Raw genomic sequence first — 21,351 nt, 5'->3', positions numbered from 1 at the left:
TTATGGCCTTATTCTTTTGATAAAGTCAGCCATGGAACAAACCTGAATGCGTCCTGTATTGGAAACTGCATCGGCAGATACGTATTTCTCTACTCGACAAATGACAATAAATATCCGTATCGTTCTTCCTCCATCTTGTCTAAGGGAATAAACCGGATCGATGAACTATTAATACAGTAACGTTTGCCGCCGCGATCTTCGGGACCATCATCGAACACATGACCGAGGTGGATGTCACCTGCCCGGCTTCGTACCTCCGTGCGTTCCATCCCAAAGCTCGTATCCGTTGTATAGGTAACAACCTCAGGTACAATCGGTTTTGTAAAACTCGGCCACCCGCAACCGGAATTATACTTATCCCGGCTGGTGAATAACGGCTCTCCCGTTGCAATATCCACGTACAGACCGGGCTCCTCATTATCCCAGTATTCGTTACTGAATGCATGCTCCGTATCATTGTTTACCGTGACCGCATACTGTTCGTCTGTTAATCGTTTCTTTAATTGTTCATCTGTTGGACGTGGATATTGAGCGGGATCAATCCCAATCTCCAGGTCATCCAGGACAGTCATATCAATGTGACAATATCCATTCGGATTTTTTTCCAAATAATCCTGATGGTACTCCTCCGCCAAATAATAATTCTGCAGAGGCATTACCTCCGTTACAATGGGTTGGTCATATTTTGCTTGCTCTGCCTCTACAGCCTGCTCGATGATTTTGGCATCTTCAGGCAACGTATAATATATTCCTGTCCGATACTGAATGCCACGATCATTGCCCTGTTTATTCAAGCTGGTAGGATCAATAACTCGAAAATAAGATTCCAGCAATTTCTGCAAAGATACTTGCTGCGGATCAAATTTTACATGAACGGTCTCCGCAAACCCCTGGTCCCCGCGAATAACATCCTCATAGGTTGGATTCTCTCCTTCACCGTTGGCATAACCGGAAGTCACATCCTGAACCCCTGGAATACGAGCCATATATGCCTCCACACCCCAGAAACAGCCTCCTGCCAAGTACAGGTTACTCAGGTTTTCCTCGGAGATACTCGATGCCTTAACAGGTTGAGTGGATATCGAAGATGAAGATGAATGGCTCTCAGCCCTGTTTCCACAAGCAGACACAGCTATCGCTATAACAATGAGGCACAAGCCGAGCAGCGTCCTTTTCATGACACTTCCTCCCTTCTCACAAAATCTCTTGTAATGATTCCATGATCTGTTCATTGGATGCATGCCCTGGCTGCGTTTTCGTTAAAATACCATCAGAGCCAATATAAAAGGAACTAGGATATGCTCTGACACCAAATTTCTTGGCCCATACACCTTTCTCATCCAAAAGAACAGTTATGTTATCATACGGCTGTTGGTCAAACCATTCGGTAAACGCTTGGGAGGACTTCTCTCCTTTGTAGTCTGGCGTCACAATCGTGATGACTTGAAAATCATTGTTTTGACCAGCCAGATTGTTCAGGTCTTCCAAACCCGCAAGGCAGATGGAACACCAGGAAGCCCAGTATTTCACATACACTTTCTTGCCTTGAACATCAGAAAGTCCAACCGTGTTTCCTTTCAGATCACGCAATGAAAATTCAGGAGCCGTCTCTCCCTTGTTCATCATGGTTGACGAACTCATATCGGATGTTGATGCTGGGGCTGATGATGACCCCGTTTGTTTTGATTCAGTTTGCTGTGATCCACATGCGCTCAAGATTAACAGGACTCCAGCAAATACGATTACAGATAACATCCATTTCCGTGCCGTCTTCATACCAAATTCCTCCAATGATTATTGAAACCAGGTCACCAAGCTGTTTAGTCGGTCTGTCATTAACAATAGTCCCATGACAATAAGAATACAGCCGGAAGTTATTTTTATGACACCCATGTACCTGTATAAACGACGTATCCGCTTCATAACATATTCCGAAAAAACGGACAGGATCAAGAAAGGAATCGCTAATCCAAGGGTATACAGGAACATGAGAAACCCGCCATACAGTGGAGAGCCTTCTCCTGCGGCGATACCAAGAATGGCAGCCAGAACAGGCCCGATACAAGGCGTCCAGCCAAAACTAAACGTCAGACCCAACAGGAACGCTCCGACATACCCTCCCCGTTTGGCTTGATCGTTTGACAGCTTTCTCTCCCGTTCCAGCCAGGATAGTCGGATCAACCCGGTTTGATAAATCCCAAAAAGCACCACGATGGCTCCGCAGATGGCAATAAACACAGGACTTGAGATCAAATTACCAACGATGCCGGAACCAAAACCGAGTAAAACAAATACCAGGGACAGCCCAAGAACAAATAAAAATGTCCGCAAAACAAGTGTGGACCGCAACCGAACCGAGTTGGTGTCAGGCTGCTGCTGATTCGTACCGTTGACCATACTTCCGGATAGATAAGACACATATACCGGGATCAGCGGCAGAATACATGGCGCAAAAAACGATAACAATCCTGCACCAAAAACGCCGAAAAGAAAAACCAAATCACTGGTCAAGTCATTCACCACCTGAATAAATACTGCGTATGATTAACCAAGGTTAACGACTGACGTAGATCGGAAGCGTGAACCAGAAGCAGCTTCCTTCTCCTTTTGTACTCTGAACCCCGATCTCGCCACCATGGAGTTCCACAATCGATTGAGCGATAGCAAGGCCAAGCCCGGCCCCACCATTGCTCTTACTACGTGATTTGTCAATTCGATAAAAACGTTCAAATATACGCGAAGTTTCCTCCGCTTCAATGCCTTCCCCTTCATCTGTAACTGAAATTCGTATAAACGGCCCCTTTTCTTCGGCAGCCAGAATGATTTTTCCTTCAACAGGAGAGTATTGAATGGCATTTTGCAGCAAATTGGAAAGGACCCGCTTCATTTGTGCAGGCATCATGACCGCGGCTGGTAATTTATCGGGCAAATCGATTTCAACGTTCAGCGTTTTCTCGGCGAGATGAAACGAAAAACTCTCCAACGTACTGAGCAGCAACTCATCGACGTGACAAGGCTGAGGCTCAAATACCTCCCCTTGCGCTTCCAGGCTGGATAATTCGAACAAATCTTGAATAAGCCCTCCCAAACGCTTCGTTTCAAGTCGTATCGTGTTCAGGTAACGTTGAAAGGTTTCTTTATCCTTAATGACATCATCCTCCAACGCTTCGACGAATGACTGAATGGATGCCAAGGGAGTCCGTAAATCATGGGAAACATTGGCGATCAACTCTCGTCTCGCGGTTTCTGAGTGATGCAGATGATCAAAGCTTTCCTTCAGCTTGGAACTCATTTCATTAAATTGCTGTGCCAGGAGCTTAAATTCCTGCGTACCGATGAGAGGGACTTCCGTATGGAAATCCCCTTCGGCAATTCGGATCGTCTGCTGTGTAATTCGCGCAATTGATTTCTCTAATGGCTTAGTCAGCAAATATTGAAGAATAAATGAAAGTAAGCCTACCCCTGCCGTTATAGCCGATAACCAATACAATTGTTCGATCGTAAGCAGCATTTTGGAATAACTGATGAACAAACAAATTAATAATACGCCAATGCCTGTGAGACTGGACAACACCAAGTATGTGCGAAGTTTCATGAACTGCCACCCGCAAACTTGTAGCCTATACCCCAAACTGTTTTAATATATTTTGGATCAGAAGGATTCTGTTCGATCTTCTCTCGTAGTCTCCGAACATGTACAGTCACTGTTGTTGTATCTCCCTCATAGCTAAAATCCCAAATCTTGCTTAACATCTGATTACGGGAGAACACCTGACCCGGGTGACTTGCCAGCAAATACAACATCTCAAACTCTGTAACGGTCAATTCAATGGCCTGCCCGCTGATATGCACTTCACGCTTGGTAAAATCAATGGTAAGCCCTTCATAATTGATCGTATATTCAGATGTTGTAACAGGTGATGCCTGCGCAATTCGCATTCTCCGCAGGATTGCCTTCACACGTAAAACAAGTTCTCTCGGACTAAAAGGTTTGGTCAGATAATCATCCGCCCCCATCGTCAGTCCCATCAGACGGTCCTGTTCCTCACCCCGGGCCGTCAGCATTACAATGGGCACATCCTCAGTTTGCCGAATCTCGTTGCATACTTCCCAACCATTCTTATGTGGCATCATCAGGTCGAGCACAATCAAGCTTGGCGTTTGGCTGTGCCACAGCTCAATAGCCTCCAAACCGTCCTTGGCCGTCACAACAAGATAACCTTCCCGTTCCAAATACCTGCGACAAACGTCGGTAATATTCGTATCATCATCAGCAACCAGTACACATTCATTCAAACGAACCCACCCCATATTCCAGAAAATACATTTGAGCCAATCATATCATATGGTGATGGCGCTGCTTAGCCCTTAAATTACTTCATTCCCATGGCTGGCATCATGTACTGTTTAATTACAGACTCAGCCGCATACGAATTCCCTTCATGGATGACAGGCATCGATTTCAAGTTAACTTGCATACCGTCTACCATGATTTTTTTCGATCCAATCCACAATTTAATCGTTTTTCCCGCAGGCATCATCGTGTCTTCCATCATCATGTCGTCTTTCATCATCTTTTCGTCTTCCATCATTTTGTCATCTTTCATCTTCATTTCGTCTTCCATCATCATGTCTTCTTCCATCATCGTGTCTTCCATTTTGCCCATATACATCAAAGTTACAGATCTGTCCTTGCTGTCCCACATAATGCTGTAATCATACATTTTCGCCGCCTGTCTCAATTGAACAAGCTCCATGCCATCCTTTTTAATCGTTTTCATATCTGCAGCACTTGCCAATCCAGAAAAGGCCATAGACATCATCAATACCGCTGCTACCATCACTTTTTTGCTCTTATTCGTTTTCATCATTCTTATCACTCTCCATTCGTTTATTACTTACATGGATTACAATAAGCAAGACAGCTTACGATTCTCTAAGCGAAGTATTACGAAACCATTACGATATATAAATGGAGTCAGGTTTCAATAAAAAAAGGTTGAAATCTCTCTTACGAGAGACTCCAACCGTTTCTTCTAGGTCAAACGAATAAAATCAATCATGGATCGAACCTCGATCGGTCCCGGATTTGATATCACATCATTAGACTGCAAACCCTCTCTGGAAGTGAACTGCACCTTCACCGGAATGCCAGGAATCAAGTCGAAGAAGTTATCCGAGAAGACACCCTCCACATCCGAAGATAGCCATACCTGTTTAGCAAGCACATCACTTTCCAGTACCAGATGAACGCCGTTCTCATCCGCTCCTCCGCTTACATTGATGTTTGCAGGCTGCAGAGCAAGGTCTTTGGACGGTACAAAATAGTGTTCCTGTACGATATTCGCCGCACCTTCCTGTTTCAGATCCAGGCGCAGCAGCGTGTTAGCTGTATCATGACCTTCAAGCCATTCCGTGTTACGTAATGACAGCACTCGATCACCTGTATTAGGTGCCAAGGTCACGTCATGTGTTTCATCACGATGCACCGTTCCATCGAACCCGAGCAAACGAATCTGTAATTGCCCTTTTACAGGTTGTAATTGATCCGAGATGATATATATATCTGTTGTATCTTCTTTTGTTCCATCTACGGATACGAGCACATCGGCGAAGCTACGTTTCGCATAATATTGCAATGCTTTCCAACGACCAAGGTAGTCCATACCTGCCCATGAAGCCACCGGCCAGCAATCATTCATTTGCCAGTAAAGTGTGCCCATGCAGAATGGTTTGCGGCGACGGTGCGCTTCAATGGCTGTCTTCATCGCTTCCGCTTGAAGCACCTGGCTCATATACAGGAACGATGGGAAGTCCTTCGATTCATGCATGTACATATCCATGTACTGTTTGATCAGACGATTGCCTGCCCCATTCTTTTGATGTGCAAGCATGACTTCCGATTCCAGAGCCAGATCTTCTTCTTCCGCGTAAGTGCGTACTGACTTGTACTCCGGGAAAGACTGGAATCCGTATTCACTCATGAAACGACCCACATGCACGTTATAGTTTTCGAACGGTTCTACATTGTGCCACACGCCCCAGTAGTGGATATCCCCTTCGGCTGTGGACGGGTGCGCATGTTGCTTCTCATCCCCTGTCAGTGATACAAGTGGTGAAGAAGGCCAGTAATCCACACCTGGAGCATACGCTTCAACGACTTCTGGCAGCAGATCATGGAAGATGGCTTCGTAATCGGCCCAGATGCTCTCACGCTGCTCGGCAGTAAATTCCTTTTTCCAACCCCAGCCACCATTCTCAACATAGTGAGCCCAAGCCGAATCAATCTCGTTGTTCCCACACCAGAGTGCAATACTTGGATGGTTGCGCAGACGTTTCACATTATCAATCGCCTCATGTCTCACACTGTTCAGGAACGCTTCATCTCCTGGATACATGCTGCAAGCAAACATGAAGTCTTGCCATACCAGGATTCCATATTCATCACACAGTTCGTAGAACACATCCTGCTCATAGATTCCGCCACCCCACACGCGCAGCATATTCATATTGGACTCGGCTGCGGATACGATCTCATGACGATAACGTTCATGAGTAATTTCAGTGATGAAGCTATCATTCGGAATGTGGTTGGCCCCTTTGGCAAAGACCGCAACACCATTTAGTTCAAAATAAAAGGATGCTCCTGCTTCATCTTTGTCACGTACCAGCCGAATGGAACGAAGCCCAGTCTTCACTGTAGATTCAGCCACAGCTCGCTCACCTTGAAGCACTTCGGTAAGGAAGGTGTACATATGCGGATCACCAAGCCCACGGCTCCACCACAGTTTCGGTTCATCAATGGAGATTGGAATCTCCACAGTCTGAGTTCCGGGTTGTAGTGATACGGATCTTTCCCATCTCTGTCCATCTGCGCCGATACGAATAATCGTATCTACCGCTTGTGATGTCTCGACTTCCACAACAGCAGTTAATGAAGCTGAGGTAGCGCTTACTTCATTTTGCTGGATATACACATCATTGATTCGTACCTGTGTCCAACCTTCAAGACGTGCTTCACGCCAGATCCCACTGGTTACAAAACGCGGACCCCAGTCCCAACCATAGTGATACGGGGCTTTACGTGCAAAAATACTTACTCTCTTGTCGCCAAGTCCGCCAACATCGGACTGATCATTGGATGCCGGTAATGCATATCCGAGCTTCTCCAGCTTAGGCAGATCTTCCTGAATCGGTGACCGAAAACGTATTCGAAGAATGTTACCGTTTCCCTTCAATACAGCCTTTACATCTGCCTTCCATACTCGGAACATATTATCTGCTGATAACACATGCACATCATTCACATACACATCCGCATATGTATCAAGACCATCAAACACCAGTTCCAGATGTTCCTGGGAGAACAACGCTTCGGCAACGTCAAATTCCGTCTGATATTCCCAATCTATCTTATCAATCCACTGTACTTCCTTCTCGTTTGTTCCATAAAAAGGATCTGGAATCTTGCCCAGCTTCAGCAAATCTGTATGCACACAGCCGGGCACCTGAGCCGGCATCCACTCTTGATCTTCGCAAGCCTTGAACGTCCAATTCTGAAAAACCTGTGATTGTATTGTGCTCATGACAGCCTCCATTGTTGTTAGAGTTGTTAACCAATATTTTGTTAGGTTTTGTTAGTATAAAAACAAATAACTTACAAAACAAAATTAACACGATATGCTTCTTATAGTCAATCTGTTTTGTAATTTAATTTGTTAAATAGTTTCTGCATAACAAAAAGACATGAAGCTCTAACCTCTCCATGTCTTTCACCTCATTTCATTTACCCGTATGATCATTGTTAAAATGAGCCCGTAAGTTCATATCCCATTACTGTATACTGGCGTTATATTCATCACGAATAATTAATTCCGAATAGATCAGCTTGCGTTCATAAGGTTCATCCAAGTGTTTGATCCGCCACAACAGCTGATCTACTGCTCTCGTTCCCAGATTCTCTTTGTTAATATGTACTGAAGCAAGAATGGGTTCATCCGTCTGCGTATTGTCAAATCCGGTTACGGCACAGCGTTCAGGCACCTGAATGCCTCGACTTTGGAGTGCCTGAATGACAATGACAGCTGTATGATCATTCGCACACACGATAACTTCAGGGATATCCTCCAGCTCCATTTCAGCAATGGATCTCCGGATCTGATCATACTCTGGTCCCAGTAAGCCTTCTTGCTGTTCCCCCTCCAACTGTTTCTCTTCCAGCACAGTACGATATCCAAGCCAGCGCTCTCGAAAGCTTGCAGCATCGGGCAGTTGCCCGGCAAACTGGAACCTTCTGTATCCTTTTCCAACGAGCATGTTAACCAGTTCTTTCATACACTTTATATTGTCCGTAAAAACTGAGTCTGCGTATATGGCAGGGTCTTCATGATCCACCATAACAAGTGGAATACGCAGCCTGTAAATCTCCAGCAATACCGATGTCGAGATGGTGCCCACGGTAATGACTCCGCTGATTGCTTCGGGATTAAGGACCGAAAACATCCGATCTGAAGAGGGTTCTGTTAACGTTAAAATATCCATTCCCTTCTCATTCAACCTCTCAGAAATTCCGTCAAACACAGGACCCCAGTACAAGGAGGACCGATTCTGAGAACGAATGTTGGGAAATAGAATCAATATCGTGCCTTGTCGCTCCGCTTCTGGCTTCATCTCCGCTGATATCTGTGTCTCACCCGGATAACGCTTCGGTTCGGTTCTGAAATACCCAAGCTGCCCCGCCGTTCTGACAATCATCTCGCGTGTATGCTCACTCACACCAGGCTTGCCTGTCAGCGCACGGGAGACTGCGAATTTGGACACTCCCGCAGCATCCGCAATTTGCTGCATCGTTACTCTTTTGGCCATCCTACTCACCCGTTTTTCCTAATTTTCCATTCAGTGTAGCATAAAAAACAAAAATCAACAAAACAAGGTTATGTTATTCTGTTTTTGTTAGGTAATTGTTTATCTGTTTCACAAGGTGTGCAACATAACCAAAAAGGCCCTCTCCCCACCTTCCATAGAAGATGACGAAAGGACCCTTTGTCCGCCAATTATACGCCTGATGCTCCCTGATCGCCGAGTTCCGACTGTAAAACCGGGCGTTTTCTGCGCCAGAAGATAGGCTGTGGAAGTTTGATCTCTGTGATCAGAACACCGACCAACATCAAAGCTGCTCCTGCATACCCTTGCAACGTTAGCGACTCTCCTTGAAAGGTAAATGCAAATGCTGCTGCAAACAGTGGTTCGAGTGAGAAAATCAGACTTGTTCTTGTAGGAGAGGCATGACGCTGCGCGAGTGTCTGCAGAATGTACCCCAAGCCGCTACACAAAACACCTAAGCCAAGAATGGCTGCCCAGGATTCAGCCGTATCGGGCATACGTGGCGTTTCCAGCATGAATGTAGCTGCAATTCCCCACATCGCTGCAACACCTAATTGAACTGTTCCCAATGTTAGTGGATCATGCTTCGGTGTGAACTTGCCAGCAATCATTATATAGATGGCATACACAAGTGCTGCTAGTATGCACAGAATATCTCCCGTGTGCAGACTAAGCTCATGTTGAAGCGTCAACAAGCCAAGCCCGGTAACTGCAACCAGGATACTGAGCGTCAATCGTTTGTCCGGCATACGACGATGCTGGATGGTCGTCAGGATCGGTACAAAAATAACGGCCAAACTTATCAAGAATCCCGCTTGGGATGTCGTTGTTCGTTGCACACCATAGGTGATAAATACAAAGGCAGCAAATAAAGCTGTCCCCATAATCGCTCCGGCCACAAGTGTTCTGCGATCCATCTTAAACAACCGCCGATGAAAAAGAAGTCCTGCCGCAATAAAGGCAATTCCAAAACGAAATGCGACCATATTCAGTTCTTGCATGGACTCTAGGCCCGACTTCATAAACAGATAGGATGATCCCCAGATGACCGTTGCGAGCAGCATCTGGATGTCCGCTCTTCTCGTTGCCTGACCTTGATTAACCTGTACACCATTCATCTTGCTTCAACCTTCATTCTATGTATTCTGATCTGTGTGATCGTACGTCGAACTAACTCGCCTTGGCAAGTATAAACGATCTCTTTGCATTATAAAAATGAATATTTATAATAGATTATATGAAATAAACTCATGCATCGAAAATGGGAAGGAACGGGACCATTCATGTCACTGATCAAATACGAAATTTTGAATACCGTTGTGGAATATGGCAGTCTTACCAAAGCAGCAGAAGCGCTGAATATCACCCAATCCGCAGTCAGCCATGCCATTGCCAGTCTGGAGACAGAATGTGGTTTTTCACTGCTCCATCGCGGCCGCTCCGGTGTGCGTGTTACCGCTGAAGGCGAACGCATTCTGGGATACACCCGTGAGATTCTGCGCTGGACGGAACTGATGAACCAGGAAATCTCCCTCATTCGCGGCGCGGAGATTGGTACGGTGCGTATTGGTACCTTCGCAAGTGTCTCCACACAATGGTTGCCGGGCATCCTGAAACAATTTCGCCTGCGTCACCCGGGAATTGAGATCAAGCTGTGGGAAGGCGATTATGCTGAGATTGAGGGCTGGCTGGCTGGAGGCGCCATCGATCTCGGATTTCTGTCCCTCGGCGATTCATCGCCTTTTGAGACCATTCCATTACAAAAAGACAGGATGATGTGCATCCTGCCTCTGGATCATCCTCTCGCCTCAGAGGAGTCTGTTTCGTTTGATATTCTGCTGGAGCAACCCTTTATTCTGCCCAAGTGGGGCGGAGATAACGAGATTGAACGACTGATCCGGCAGCATGCAGCCATGCTTAATGTCGTCTATGAAGTCGCAGAAGATCAAGCTATCATGGCGATGGTCCGGAATGGTCTCGGAATCAGTTTGCTGCCGGAAATGGTACTTCAAAATCATACTGATTCGCTCGCGCTCGTGCCACTAACTGGAGATCCTTATCGTACGATTGGCATGGCCTGCCCGTCTTTGGTTAATCTATCGCCAGCTACGCGGCGTTTCATTGAAGAGGTGCAACAGTGGCTCGGCCCGGCTATGTAACTTTGGAGAACTCACTACCTGTCGTCATGATCGACTTTTTCTATCCGTTACTCACGTTACTCACAAATTGTATAACACCAAGAGTCAGCAGCAGTACAGATATAACCGCAATCGTGATGCCAAAACCAATTAGGAAGCGCACGCCAGGTGAGTGTTTGTTCTGCTGGCTACCTCCCAGGTTATCCAGCTTTTTCTCAATTTGATCCAACCTTTCATTCACCTGTTTCAGATCTTGATTGGAGCTCATTCATCCATCTCCCTTTTCTGCGTATTCGATCTATTCCCACACCCGATCCAGCTGATCTGCGTAGTAACGGATTGCTCGGTTATAGTCATTGATTCTCTTGTCACTTGATGTGTCCGCAAGTTGCACGAGCAATCGTTGCATCGCTTCTGCATGTTCACCCAGATTATAGAGCACCATGGCATAGAAAACCTCAAATTCCCGGTACGCCGGGAATTCTTTCATGCCCGTTTCAAACCAAACCTTTGCCTGCTCATACTGTCCAAGCGTTCGATATGTACTGCCTAGTCCGAGTATTGCACCTGCCCTGTCCTCGCCAGAAAGTCCAAGACTCAGTGCCTTCTCATAATGCGGAACAGCTTCTCGCTCTAACCCAAGCGAATCATGCGCCCAAGCGAGCTGATACCAGACATTCGCATTCTCGGGTTCCTGGACTGTAATCTCTTGCAGTAGTTCAATCGCTTCCTGCACCTTACCTTCTTGTCTCCATCTTACGGCCTGTTCCAAATTACTCATGCTGTCACTTCCCATCTTGCATTATAATTTCCACATATATGATTCAATTGTTTTATTATACCAAAAAAGCACCCCAGAGAATATGTTGTAACAACTCAAGGTTGTCCAAACGCTATTCCATAGTGTGCTTTTTCATTCGATGCAGCCAACTAGCTTAAGCTGAAATCTCTCTGAAAAATGATCTGTTCATCGTCTGATTAAGACCATACCGTATTCGCTACCATGACAATAAATACGAGCATGAGATAATTAACCGAGATCAGAAAGTTCACTTTTGCCCACTTCTCATCATCCTGTGTCTTCAGTCCGCTAAGTGTATGCACGAACCAGATCAATCCACCGACCAGAGATACAATCAGAAATACCAGACCTACGTAGTCGTAATAATACAACAGAAATACAGCAGGAAGCAGCAGAAAAACATAAGGAATCATCTGAAACTTGGTGCGTTTCACCCCTTTAACCACTGGCAATAACGGGAAGCCCGCAGCACGATACTCCTCTACCCGGCGAATACCCAATGACCAGAAGTGTGGTGGTTGCCACAAGAACAAAAGCGCGAACAGCAACCAGGCACCTGCATCAATCTCATTGGTTACAGACGTATAACCGATGACAGGAGGCATCGCTCCCGCAATTCCACCCAGCGACGTGCTCCACGTTGAACTGCGTTTCAACCACATCGTGTAAATCACGATGTAAGCGAACCACCCAAGCAATGCCATCCAGCCTGATAACGGGTTCACCAGGAGATACAGTACTGCTAGTCCTGCAATACCAAGGATAATGCCATAGCCAAGCACAAACCCTGGCTTCAGATGGTTAATGTAATCCATCCTTTTTTTGGTACGCTCCATCTTTTGGTCCAATTCACGATCCCAATAATTGTTGATTACACAAGCTGAAGCAATAACCAAAGTTGATCCAATCACGACCATGAGCAGAGATAACCAGCTGATATCCCATTTTGAAGCTACCCAGAATCCTACCGCCACCGCAAACACATTTAACCTTAGAAGTCCGGGCTTAGTTAATGCAATCATGTCTTTAAGCATGAGGCTCCTCCTGAACTATGTAAAAACGCCATTCCAATAATGATACATGTACCTACCATTAATTACAATCGCTTTCATGAATTTGTCATAACCAAAAAGCATCCCTCACCGTTCCAATGAACAGGAGGAATGCTTGAATGATGAATTTCATCTTATTTTTATGGGATGTATTGTTGTACAATTTTAGTAACTTTTCCGTCCTGCACCGTCAGATGATACGGAAATACGGACAGATCAAGAATACGGGTATTCTCATACAACGATTCGAACTTGGATAATGTCACGGGTTCATTCCACTGAATGTCTGCGCCCTGCATCGTACCATCCCGATCATACAACTGCATCAATACTTCAGCATTGGCACTAACCTCAACCTGCTCCTGCTCTTTGCTGTCATTGACAATATAGTAACCATCTGGAGCACCCTCTATACCTGCTTCCGGATTGCGCTGTGCAAAAATCGCATCGGCTTCTTCACCCTGATACCAGCCAATCTTGTCCACTGTCATAAACAATTTGCCGTCTTCTATATGCATACCTTCAACATAGGCTGTAAACATCTCGGAGTTTGCAACCTGAGCTTCTTTCGCAGAAGGTTGTTGAGCATCCGTACTACCTTGAGCATTCGCAGGGGTAAGTAAATATGTAGTCAGCACAATCATGCCAAGTAAAGCAACAACTGCACCGATCATTCCTAGTTTCCATTGTTTTGTCGCGTTCTTCATAGGTAACATCTCTCCTTAATATGAACGTTACTATTCCTTAACCGGAAGTCTTGCTTCTCAAACGCTCATGTGAACTATCGATTCCAACGTTCTTTCTTTTCCTATCATACTTGGAACAGGGATTATAAAAGTATCAGCCAGATTAAAAATAGTTACAATGTGCGTCATCACTCGTGTCTGTAGTCTCCGTAAACGGCAATAACCCCTGAAGGCATCGCCATTCAGAGGTTATTGACTAGCATAAGATTCTTATGTTTGTTCATGAATATTATGCTTATGCATACATGTTAATTTTAATGATTGGTTGTGGAGTCTTGTGCCAAACGAACGAGCATATGAGCCAACATGTGACGTTCATCTTCCTTGCCGACATTCCACAGCTCCTGAAGCAGTTTTTCTTCACGGTTACGAGGCTCTTCGTTCGCAGCCAGATGGTCAGCTACTTTCTGGGCAATTTTAGCCATCTGTTCTTCACTTAATCCGATAGACTCGCCCATCGCAATTCGTTTACCCAGGTATTCTTTGAATGCATCAAAGTTTTGTAAAATCTGTTCTCTCTCTTCCGGTGCAATCTTTTCGATTGCATTGTCCACCTTGTCCGTTGAAACCTGACCATCTTTATGGATTACATGATTTTGTTCATTCATCTGAATAACCTCCTGTATATTAGTTTGTTTATTGGTTTTAACCTTTAGACTTCATAATCAATTGGTTATCTATAATATAAACGTATTGCAGAAGTTTAATCAGTACGTTCAATTCTGTATATATCTTCTATATATGAGCAAGTACACGTTTCAAAAGAACTACAGCGGTTAATCGTTTACATATACGTAACGGTGTTTGGATATGTTAATGAACACCTTATACAATATTGAACCAGGAGGGATATCCCATGCGTGATAAAACCAAACATGAGAAGAAAAATGATGAACTTGAACCAGGAGTGAATACCGTTATCCATCCAGACAAAAATAATCCCGGACCAACCGATATGATTGAAGGCGTGGTTGGCGATATCGTGGACAACATTCGCAAAGACTTCTCCCATGACTCGAAGGACAAGTCGTCATCTTCCAAGTCAACGGATTCATCAGACAAATAAGCGTAATCCTTTTTTCCCTAGCAAAAGATAGCTCAAAAAGTCCTCCTGCCACATATATGGCTTGGGAGGACTTTTTGGTAATGAACAATTAAATAATCAACCTCATATTTGAAGGTGAGGTTCAACGTGAATCCTTTGTCATCTGCTGTAACGCCTTATGAATCCAGATCGCGGCAATGGAACCTTCACCCATCGCAACGGTTGCTTGTTCTGCGTGCAGGCCCAGATCCCCGGCAATCCACACATTCGTCGCTGCCTGCAAGCTGCGCGGATCAGCTTCCACATGTTTATTAACTGCGATTACAGCTCCCAGCTGCTCCGCCAGTTCATAGTGTACACGATTGCCTCCAAATGCGATAAATCCACGCTCCGACTCAAAGATCTGTCCATCCTCGGTCAGAACACCGGTGATATGGCCATCCTCAATCTGTTGTACTTCCTGGACAGCCGCTTCCAGATAACGAACTCCCGCCTCTTTCATGCTGCGATGCAGCTCTGCAGATATGGGAGCCTGCTCATGATTGATATATAACAGATCATTCGTACGCTGAATTAATATCATCGCCATATTGGCACCTGGTTCGCCAGATCCCAATAGTACCGTACGTTGATCCTGAATCTCATAACCATCGCAATCAGGGCAGACATACACTGTTCGACCCAGCGTAGGGGTTAGTCCCGGAATGTCCGGAACTCTATCCGTGAGCCCCGTTGCCAATAACACGGTTTTGCTCCTATATTCAGTTCCTGAAGTACCGAACAATTGGATCTTCTCTCCATGACGTCCTGCTTTAACAATACGGTCTTTCTCAAAAGATACACCGGTCCGCTCTGCCTGCATCCTGCCTCGTTCTCTAAGCTCTTCACCGGATACCCCATCGGGGAAACCGAGGATATTATGATAAGTCCGGCACAACGTCGATCTGCCTTCTCCCGCGTCGATTACCAACACCTGATGAGCTGAATAACGTCCAAGCTGAATGGCTGCCTGAAGCCCTGCGAGCCCTCCACCTACGATTATGCAATCAACCTCTCGCATGCTCCTTCTCCTCCTGAACTTCCATTTATCTAATTTAATTAAATTGTTTGTCCTTCTATACATTAAACCGTTCAGCCAAGCTTAAACGATTCCTCATATTCCTTATCTTATACCAAAACAAACAGACCCAAACCATCCGGCAGCATCCCGGTGAGATTGGGTCTATCCAATTCATGAATATTTAGAAGTTATACGATTCAAATCGCGAAGCATTCGAAATGGCGTTCCATATATCCGCTGTTTCGCCGCCCATATACCAGTAAGCCAGTCCAGCGATTTGCCGTTGCTCACTCATTAACACTTTGGCTGATAACGAACGACTATCCTCTGCCCATATATATCTTGGCTTACCATTACTGTTGTACCCGATAATATATTGAACCAGACTTGCATCCCATCGTCTTACAGATCCCGTAGCATGCGCACGCATTCCCTGGTCTGCCAATGTAATGTCCCAAGAGCTGGTTGCTGGATTCACTGAAGACCAGTCTCGTGTATACAGCGGAAGGGCCAAAATTGTTTTAGCACGTACCACCTCGGAGAGCATGGTATCCAAAGCCTTTTCCACCCATGGAAGAGAAGCCACTGATCCTGCTTTCGGATCACCGTTCCAGTGTTCCTCGTATCCCATCAGCACCATATAATCCGATACAGCGCCCAGTTTGGCATAATCAAATGCATCCGTCCAATCAGTACCCAGGTCTGGCGATACATCCACAGAAACAACTGCACCCAGTGCGTGCAACGTAGCCGTCAAGGAGGTGACAAATGCCGTCAGACCTTCACGATCTGCCGGATCAACATTCTCGAAGTCCACATTAATACCGTCCAGTTTATAGGTTTTGACATAAGCGGCTACCTGTGAGATCACTGCCGCTCGGTTGGCTGAGCTGGATAACATCTGATGGGTAAGTGCCGAATCGGAACGATTCCCAAGTAATGGCCATAGCTGCCTGTCGGTGGCGGATGCCCAGGAGATCAATGCCGGGTCTGCGTGATCCGTTACTTTCATACTGCTGTTCAGGAAAAACCAGCGTGGGACAAGCGTATTGACCTCAGACTGTTCCACTTGCTTCTTGAATTCAGCTGTAGTGGAGTTATATTGCCAGCCCAACTGAACGCCAAGTTCATCCCCACGTTTTAATTGCTCAGACCATGTTTTCTTTTGTAAAATGGCATCGAGCATTACGGCTGCTTCTTCTCGCGTTACCTGGTCATGTGGTCGAAACACGCCTCCGCTTCCCCGCATTAGTCCAAGTTGATATACCGTCTGCACATAAGGACGTGCCCAGTCCGAGATATCCGCTGCGTCAAAATACGTTGAAGATAAGAGTGATGTCTCTATGGGTTGTTGTTTTAACATTCGAACAAGAAGGGCAGCCGCTTCTTCGCGCGTAATGGAAGCATTAGGCTGGAACGTTCCCTGACCCTTACCCTCCAGAATAAAAAGATTCGTCATGGCGGCAACGTTGCCGTAATACCAGGCATTCATGCTTATATCCTGATAGGGATTTATATTATTTTTAACGGGCTTCAAACCTAGTAATCTCACCGCAAACGTCGCAAATTCTGCACGAGTAACGGCTTTCTTCGGTTCAAACGTAGTCTCTGAAGTACCGGCAGCAATGCCTTTGTCTACCAGATGTGTAATGGCATCCTTCGCATAACTGGTGCGTGTATCCTCAAACTGTTGCTGCACGGTTGCAGCCTGAACAGTAGAGCCGTATCCAGCCACCGATCCAAGTGTTAATAACCCGCATAAAGCCATTTTCCATATCCGTTGGTTCGTTATGTCTTTTAATCTATTATTCACATTAAAAAGCCTCGCTTCATTGGATTACGATCAACTATCATCGTATCAAATTGAAGCGAGGCCGTATGTGGTTAAATGTTGGGAATGCGAAGCTTACTTGTGTACTTTTACGCGCTCTTCAATTGGTTGGAATTCTTTCTCACCCGGTGCTGCCGTAGGTTTACCAAATGGCATTTGAGCGATCAATCTCCAGTTCTCAGGAATGTTCCATTCTTGCTTCACTTTCTCGTCAATCAACGGGTTGTAGTGCTGCAAAGATGCACCCAGACCTTCTTGTTCCAGAGCAGTCCAGATTACCAGTTGCAACATACCGTTGGATTGATTAGCCCAGATTGGGAAGTTATCTGCATAAGCTGCAAAATTTTGTTGAAGCTGTGCGATCGCATTGTTATCTTCGAAGAAGAGAACCGTACCATATCCGCTGCGGAATCCAGTCATTTTTTCTGCTGTGGATTTGAAGGCTTCTTCATTGCCTACTACTTCACGCAAAATTTCTTCTGTGTGATTCCACAATTTATCATGTTGTTCACCGAGCAATACAACGGCACGGGATGTTTGTGAGTTAAAGGAAGTTGGTGTATATTTCACCGCTTCTTCTACGATTTCCTGGATTTTAGCATCCGAAATTGTAGATTCCTTGCTGATTCCATAATAAGATCTTCTGTTTTTCAACGCATCAAAAAAAGTTGTCATTCTTATTCGCCTCCCGAATTTTTTTCAACTGTCAACATAGTAACTATAATATAGTAACATACATTAGTCAACAAACTAATTTATTTTCACTAAATATACATTGACCGAAAACATTTCAACAAGTTTGCCCAACACAGCAATTGGAATTTGGAATTATCCTTCGCCCGACTTTTTGCGATAATCCGCCCGGTATTTCTCTTCCGTAGACGAGTTACTTTTTGTCTGATCTTTATTCTTCTCTTCCTGAGCCTCCATATTCAAATCTTCCATCGGAATTGGATCTACAGTCTGTTCTTCTTCATGTCGGTCAAGCAGACTTTCGTGCTCTGTCTTATATTGTTCAGGATTGTCATGGGATTGTTCCTGATGGGTATCACTATTATTCTGATCCGGTGTGCGCTGTTTCATTCATAATCGCCTCCTCTGGTTTCATTACCTTTCTTTACCTGTTCTGCGTGTGCTCTAAACACAGTGGTATGCATTCTTCGAACGAAAATCAACAAAAAAAGCCAACCAGACAAGCTGGTTAGCTTACAGAAGAAGACTTCTATGATTGGCGATGCAATTGGGTACGGTATAGATCAGGCGAACATCCCACACTTTGTTTGAACATCCGACTAAAATGCGAAAGGCGTTTGAAACCGGACAATCGACTTGCTTCTGTCACGGTGATCTCAGGCTGGAACTGAAACAAAAGCTTCGCCTGATTGATGCGACGGTCATACAAGTATTTGAATATCGTCAAACCTGTCATTTCCTTGAACATACCTGCCAGATATGGCTTGGATAGATGTAATTCCAGTGCCAGATCATCCAGACCAATGTCCTTCATATAATGGGTATCCACATAACGAATAATGTGTTGGACATGCCGCTCCCTCTCCGATGAGGGAAGTTGTTCCTGGACATCACCCTGGCAGATCTCTGCTACAAAATACAACAGATCACACAGTCTGACATTCATTCGCTCTTGCCTGAAATTGCTCTGACTTTGAGACAGACGATGAAGATCATGCAATAGAGCTTCGAATTCAGAGCGGCTATCCCCCTTCAGATTGACCCGGCAATTTCTGAGTTCTTCAAATGGCCTCAAAACCTCAGCCATACGGTCCGGATGCAGGCTACTGCGAATGGCAGACGGATCAAAATGCAGTGTGCTTCGCTCGTAAGCACTGCCTGGCTTCGGATGTGGTCGATGAAGAGTCAAGCCATGCATTAACACCAGATCACCTGGCTCCAGGTTATATACCCGGTCTCCTATGATATAGGTACATTCTCCATCATGAAAATAATAAATCTCATAATGTGGATGTGAATGGAATCCATCTGACTTGCCTGGGTTAAACGTGCTGGTGGATCGGTAACTATACTCCAGTGAAGCACTAAATTGCATCATGCTCGGCACATTCATGCACCTCCTGTTCGGAAGAGGGAAACGATTTGTGTCATGCCCCTGTAGGATATATGAAAGTGAAATTATAGAAGCTGTTTAATACTCTCTTGAATCTCGTCGATGGAGTCGATCGGTTCGAAGCGTCTGACCACACGACCCTCTGCATCAATCAGGAATTTCGTGAAATTCCATTTGATTGCATCTCCATGTAACCATTCTGGTGCTTTATCGGACACCATCAATTTCAATAGTTTGGCCTGTATATCGGTTTCATCAAAGCCAGCAAAAGGCCCTGATTTTTTCAAAAAGTCGTAGAGAGGGTGCGCCCCTTCTCCATTCACGTCCAATTTGGAGAACATCGGAAATTTCACACCATAGTTAATCTGGCAGAAGGATTCTGCTTCCGAACTGCTTCCAGGCTCTTGCTCTGCAAACTGGTTGCATGGGAAACCAATAATCTGAAGTCCTTGATCCTTGTACTGGTCATACAGCTTCTGCATGTCATCAAACTGGTGCGTATATTTACATTTACTTGCCGTGTTTACGATGAGCACAGGTTTTCCTTCATATTGATAGAGTGGGAAACGCTCTCCACTTGTTCTGGTTACGGTAAAGTCGTAGATGGTTGGCATAAGTCTAGTGCACCTCGCGATAGTTATGTAGTCATACAGCATCATATGATTTTATATTATATACGAAGTTTGAACTATTGTATTGCGGAAAGATCGTTATTCTCCCTTTCAACAGAAAACCCTTCTGCCGCGAAGATTTCTTCGTTCAGCAAAAGGGGTATTTGATGGATTGCAGTGGTAGCAGCTTCAGCCCTTCACGGCACTTCCGGCCACGCCCTGGATAATATAATGCTGCCCCACCAGAAAAACGATGATCATCGGAATAATGCCTGCCGTGGCAGCGGCCATCATGCCGTTGTAATCCACATTGTTCTCCAGAATAAAGTTCTGCAGTCCGAGCGGCACGGTATACAGGTCTTTGTCGATGAGGAACACAAGCGCATTCTCATAGTCATTCCAGTGCCAGGAGAAATCAATGATCGCAAGTGTAGCCAGCGCTGGCTTAGCCAAGGGCAGAATCAGCCTGAAAAATATGCGCAGGTGACCGGCACCGTCGATGAACGCCGCTTCCGAAATCTCTGATGGCACCGACAGGAAGAATTGCCGCAGCATAAACACCCCAAAGATCGTGAACATTCCGGGCAGAATCAAGGCCCAATGCGTATTATAGATGCCGACCCATTCGAACATGAGGAACTTGGGCACAAAGAGCACCTGCGGAGGCACCATCATCATCGAGAGATAGATGAGGAACAGTGTCTCCCGTCCTTTGAATTGAATCCTTGCGAAGCCATAAGCTGCAAACGCCGAGAGAAACACAGCTCCGATCGTGCTAATTAGTGATATTTTCAACGAGTTCAGATAATAGGTGGCAAAGGTATCCGCTCCGCTCCAGACCTTAATGTGATGCTCCCAGTTCAGGCTGGAGGGTATCCATTGGATGGGATAGGTGAATACGTCCGCAGGAGATTTGAACGACGTGCTAATCATCCAGATAAACGGCATAATCATCAGCAAAGCAAACCCGGACATCAGAATTGTCAGTATGATTTTTCGAATCTGGGTCAAGGACTCCATGCGGACTTTACCTTTAGGTACATGCGGAGCTGTGGGCTTCGCGTTCGTGGCAATTGGTTTCTCCATACCGATCCCTT

At 45.4% G+C, this 21,351-nt stretch carries 23 protein-coding genes; 2 read left to right on the top strand and 21 right to left on the bottom strand.

What is annotated here, in order from left to right:
• Positions 1–89: 89 nt before the first annotated feature.
• From msrB to J2X75_RS04765, 9 genes are all read right to left on the bottom strand, one after another.
• Entirely contained in the window at positions 90–1,178 is a 1,089-nt protein-coding gene (gene msrB / locus J2X75_RS04805; RefSeq protein WP_310334630.1) for a peptide-methionine (R)-S-oxide reductase MsrB, read from the bottom strand.
• Between the two features lie 16 nt (positions 1,179–1,194).
• Positions 1,195–1,776: a redoxin family protein gene (locus J2X75_RS04800; RefSeq protein ID WP_310334628.1), complete on the bottom strand. Its 582-nt coding sequence runs from the start codon at positions 1,774–1,776 to the stop codon at positions 1,195–1,197.
• 18 nt (positions 1,777–1,794) lie between these two features.
• Positions 1,795–2,520: a cytochrome c biogenesis CcdA family protein gene (locus tag J2X75_RS04795; protein ID WP_310336650.1), complete on the bottom strand. Its 726-nt coding sequence runs from the start codon at positions 2,518–2,520 to the stop codon at positions 1,795–1,797.
• Between the two features lie 34 nt (positions 2,521–2,554).
• Positions 2,555–3,595: a sensor histidine kinase gene (locus tag J2X75_RS04790; RefSeq protein ID WP_210107875.1), complete on the bottom strand. Its 1,041-nt coding sequence runs from the start codon at positions 3,593–3,595 to the stop codon at positions 2,555–2,557.
• On the bottom strand, positions 3,592–4,296 hold the full coding sequence (locus tag J2X75_RS04785; protein ID WP_017688950.1) for a response regulator transcription factor: 705 nt from the start codon (positions 4,294–4,296) through the stop codon (positions 3,592–3,594). Before J2X75_RS04785 ends, J2X75_RS04790 begins: the two co-directional genes overlap by 4 nt.
• Positions 4,297–4,373: 77 nt before the next feature.
• Positions 4,374–4,871, bottom strand: coding sequence for a hypothetical protein (locus J2X75_RS04780; RefSeq protein ID WP_310334622.1), 498 nt, complete (start codon positions 4,869–4,871; stop codon positions 4,374–4,376).
• Between the two features lie 165 nt (positions 4,872–5,036).
• Positions 5,037–7,586 (bottom strand): beta-mannosidase, encoded by a 2,550-nt coding sequence (locus tag J2X75_RS04775; protein WP_310334620.1) that lies wholly within the window; start codon positions 7,584–7,586, stop codon positions 5,037–5,039.
• Between the two features lie 247 nt (positions 7,587–7,833).
• Positions 7,834–8,865 (bottom strand): LacI family DNA-binding transcriptional regulator, encoded by a 1,032-nt coding sequence (locus J2X75_RS04770; protein ID WP_307537369.1) that lies wholly within the window; start codon positions 8,863–8,865, stop codon positions 7,834–7,836.
• 188 nt (positions 8,866–9,053) lie between these two features.
• Positions 9,054–10,001 (bottom strand): DMT family transporter, encoded by a 948-nt coding sequence (locus J2X75_RS04765; protein WP_310334618.1) that lies wholly within the window; start codon positions 9,999–10,001, stop codon positions 9,054–9,056.
• A 132-nt stretch (positions 10,002–10,133) separates the two neighbouring features.
• Here J2X75_RS04765 and J2X75_RS04760 point away from each other — a divergent pair, with 132 nt between their 5' ends.
• The gene (locus J2X75_RS04760) at positions 10,134–11,042 is read left to right on the top strand and encodes a LysR family transcriptional regulator (RefSeq protein WP_397383083.1); all 909 of its coding nucleotides are present in this window, start codon (positions 10,134–10,136) and stop codon (positions 11,040–11,042) included.
• Between the two features lie 40 nt (positions 11,043–11,082).
• On the opposite strand, the gene J2X75_RS04755 is transcribed toward J2X75_RS04760, so the two are convergent.
• The 5 genes from J2X75_RS04755 to J2X75_RS04735 all read right to left on the bottom strand — a co-directional run bounded on the left by J2X75_RS04755 (position 11,083) and on the right by J2X75_RS04735 (position 14,229).
• Complete coding sequence (locus tag J2X75_RS04755; protein ID WP_310334616.1) at positions 11,083–11,289, bottom strand: hypothetical protein; 207 nt, start codon at positions 11,287–11,289, stop codon at positions 11,083–11,085.
• Positions 11,290–11,319: 30 nt separating this feature from the next.
• A complete protein-coding gene (locus J2X75_RS04750; RefSeq protein WP_310334615.1) occupies positions 11,320–11,802 on the bottom strand; it encodes a tetratricopeptide repeat protein in 483 nt (160 codons plus the stop codon).
• A gap of 197 nt (positions 11,803–11,999) precedes the next feature.
• Positions 12,000–12,857, bottom strand: coding sequence for a heme o synthase (gene cyoE, locus J2X75_RS04745; RefSeq protein ID WP_310334614.1), 858 nt, complete (start codon positions 12,855–12,857; stop codon positions 12,000–12,002).
• A 158-nt stretch (positions 12,858–13,015) separates the two neighbouring features.
• The gene (locus tag J2X75_RS04740; RefSeq protein ID WP_310334613.1) at positions 13,016–13,582 is read right to left on the bottom strand and encodes a hypothetical protein; all 567 of its coding nucleotides are present in this window, start codon (positions 13,580–13,582) and stop codon (positions 13,016–13,018) included.
• A gap of 293 nt (positions 13,583–13,875) precedes the next feature.
• Positions 13,876–14,229, bottom strand: a complete 354-nt coding sequence (locus J2X75_RS04735; protein ID WP_310334611.1) for a DUF3243 domain-containing protein — start codon at positions 14,227–14,229, stop codon at positions 13,876–13,878.
• Between the two features lie 248 nt (positions 14,230–14,477).
• Here J2X75_RS04735 and J2X75_RS04730 point away from each other — a divergent pair, with 248 nt between their 5' ends.
• Positions 14,478–14,687 carry a hypothetical protein gene (locus J2X75_RS04730; protein WP_310334610.1) on the top strand — a complete coding sequence of 70 codons (210 nt, stop codon included), beginning with the start codon at positions 14,478–14,480 and terminating at the stop codon, positions 14,685–14,687.
• 121 nt (positions 14,688–14,808) lie between these two features.
• Here the strand turns inward: J2X75_RS04730 and J2X75_RS04725 are convergent, their stop codons facing one another.
• From J2X75_RS04725 to J2X75_RS04695, 7 genes are all read right to left on the bottom strand, one after another.
• The gene (locus J2X75_RS04725) at positions 14,809–15,726 is read right to left on the bottom strand and encodes an NAD(P)/FAD-dependent oxidoreductase (RefSeq protein ID WP_310334608.1); all 918 of its coding nucleotides are present in this window, start codon (positions 15,724–15,726) and stop codon (positions 14,809–14,811) included.
• Positions 15,727–15,907: 181 nt separating this feature from the next.
• The gene (locus J2X75_RS04720; RefSeq protein WP_310334606.1) at positions 15,908–17,539 is read right to left on the bottom strand and encodes an S-layer homology domain-containing protein; all 1,632 of its coding nucleotides are present in this window, start codon (positions 17,537–17,539) and stop codon (positions 15,908–15,910) included.
• A 93-nt stretch (positions 17,540–17,632) separates the two neighbouring features.
• Positions 17,633–18,232, bottom strand: a complete 600-nt coding sequence (locus J2X75_RS04715; protein ID WP_036670536.1) for a nitroreductase family protein — start codon at positions 18,230–18,232, stop codon at positions 17,633–17,635.
• 153 nt (positions 18,233–18,385) lie between these two features.
• A complete protein-coding gene (locus tag J2X75_RS04710) occupies positions 18,386–18,640 on the bottom strand; it encodes a hypothetical protein (protein WP_310334602.1) in 255 nt (84 codons plus the stop codon).
• Positions 18,641–18,779: 139 nt separating this feature from the next.
• Positions 18,780–19,643: an AraC family transcriptional regulator gene (locus tag J2X75_RS04705; protein WP_036660755.1), complete on the bottom strand. Its 864-nt coding sequence runs from the start codon at positions 19,641–19,643 to the stop codon at positions 18,780–18,782.
• A gap of 65 nt (positions 19,644–19,708) precedes the next feature.
• On the bottom strand, positions 19,709–20,257 hold the full coding sequence (locus tag J2X75_RS04700; protein ID WP_091017021.1) for a glutathione peroxidase: 549 nt from the start codon (positions 20,255–20,257) through the stop codon (positions 19,709–19,711).
• A 186-nt stretch (positions 20,258–20,443) separates the two neighbouring features.
• Entirely contained in the window at positions 20,444–21,340 is an 897-nt protein-coding gene (locus J2X75_RS04695; protein ID WP_223199923.1) for a carbohydrate ABC transporter permease, read from the bottom strand.
• Positions 21,341–21,351 lie beyond the last annotated feature (11 nt).

Source organism: Paenibacillus sp. 2003 (genome assembly GCF_031455635.1).
GTDB classification, from domain to species: Bacteria; Bacillota; Bacilli; order Paenibacillales; family Paenibacillaceae; genus Paenibacillus; species Paenibacillus amylolyticus_B.
This window is presented reverse-complemented; position numbering and strand designations above follow the sequence as displayed.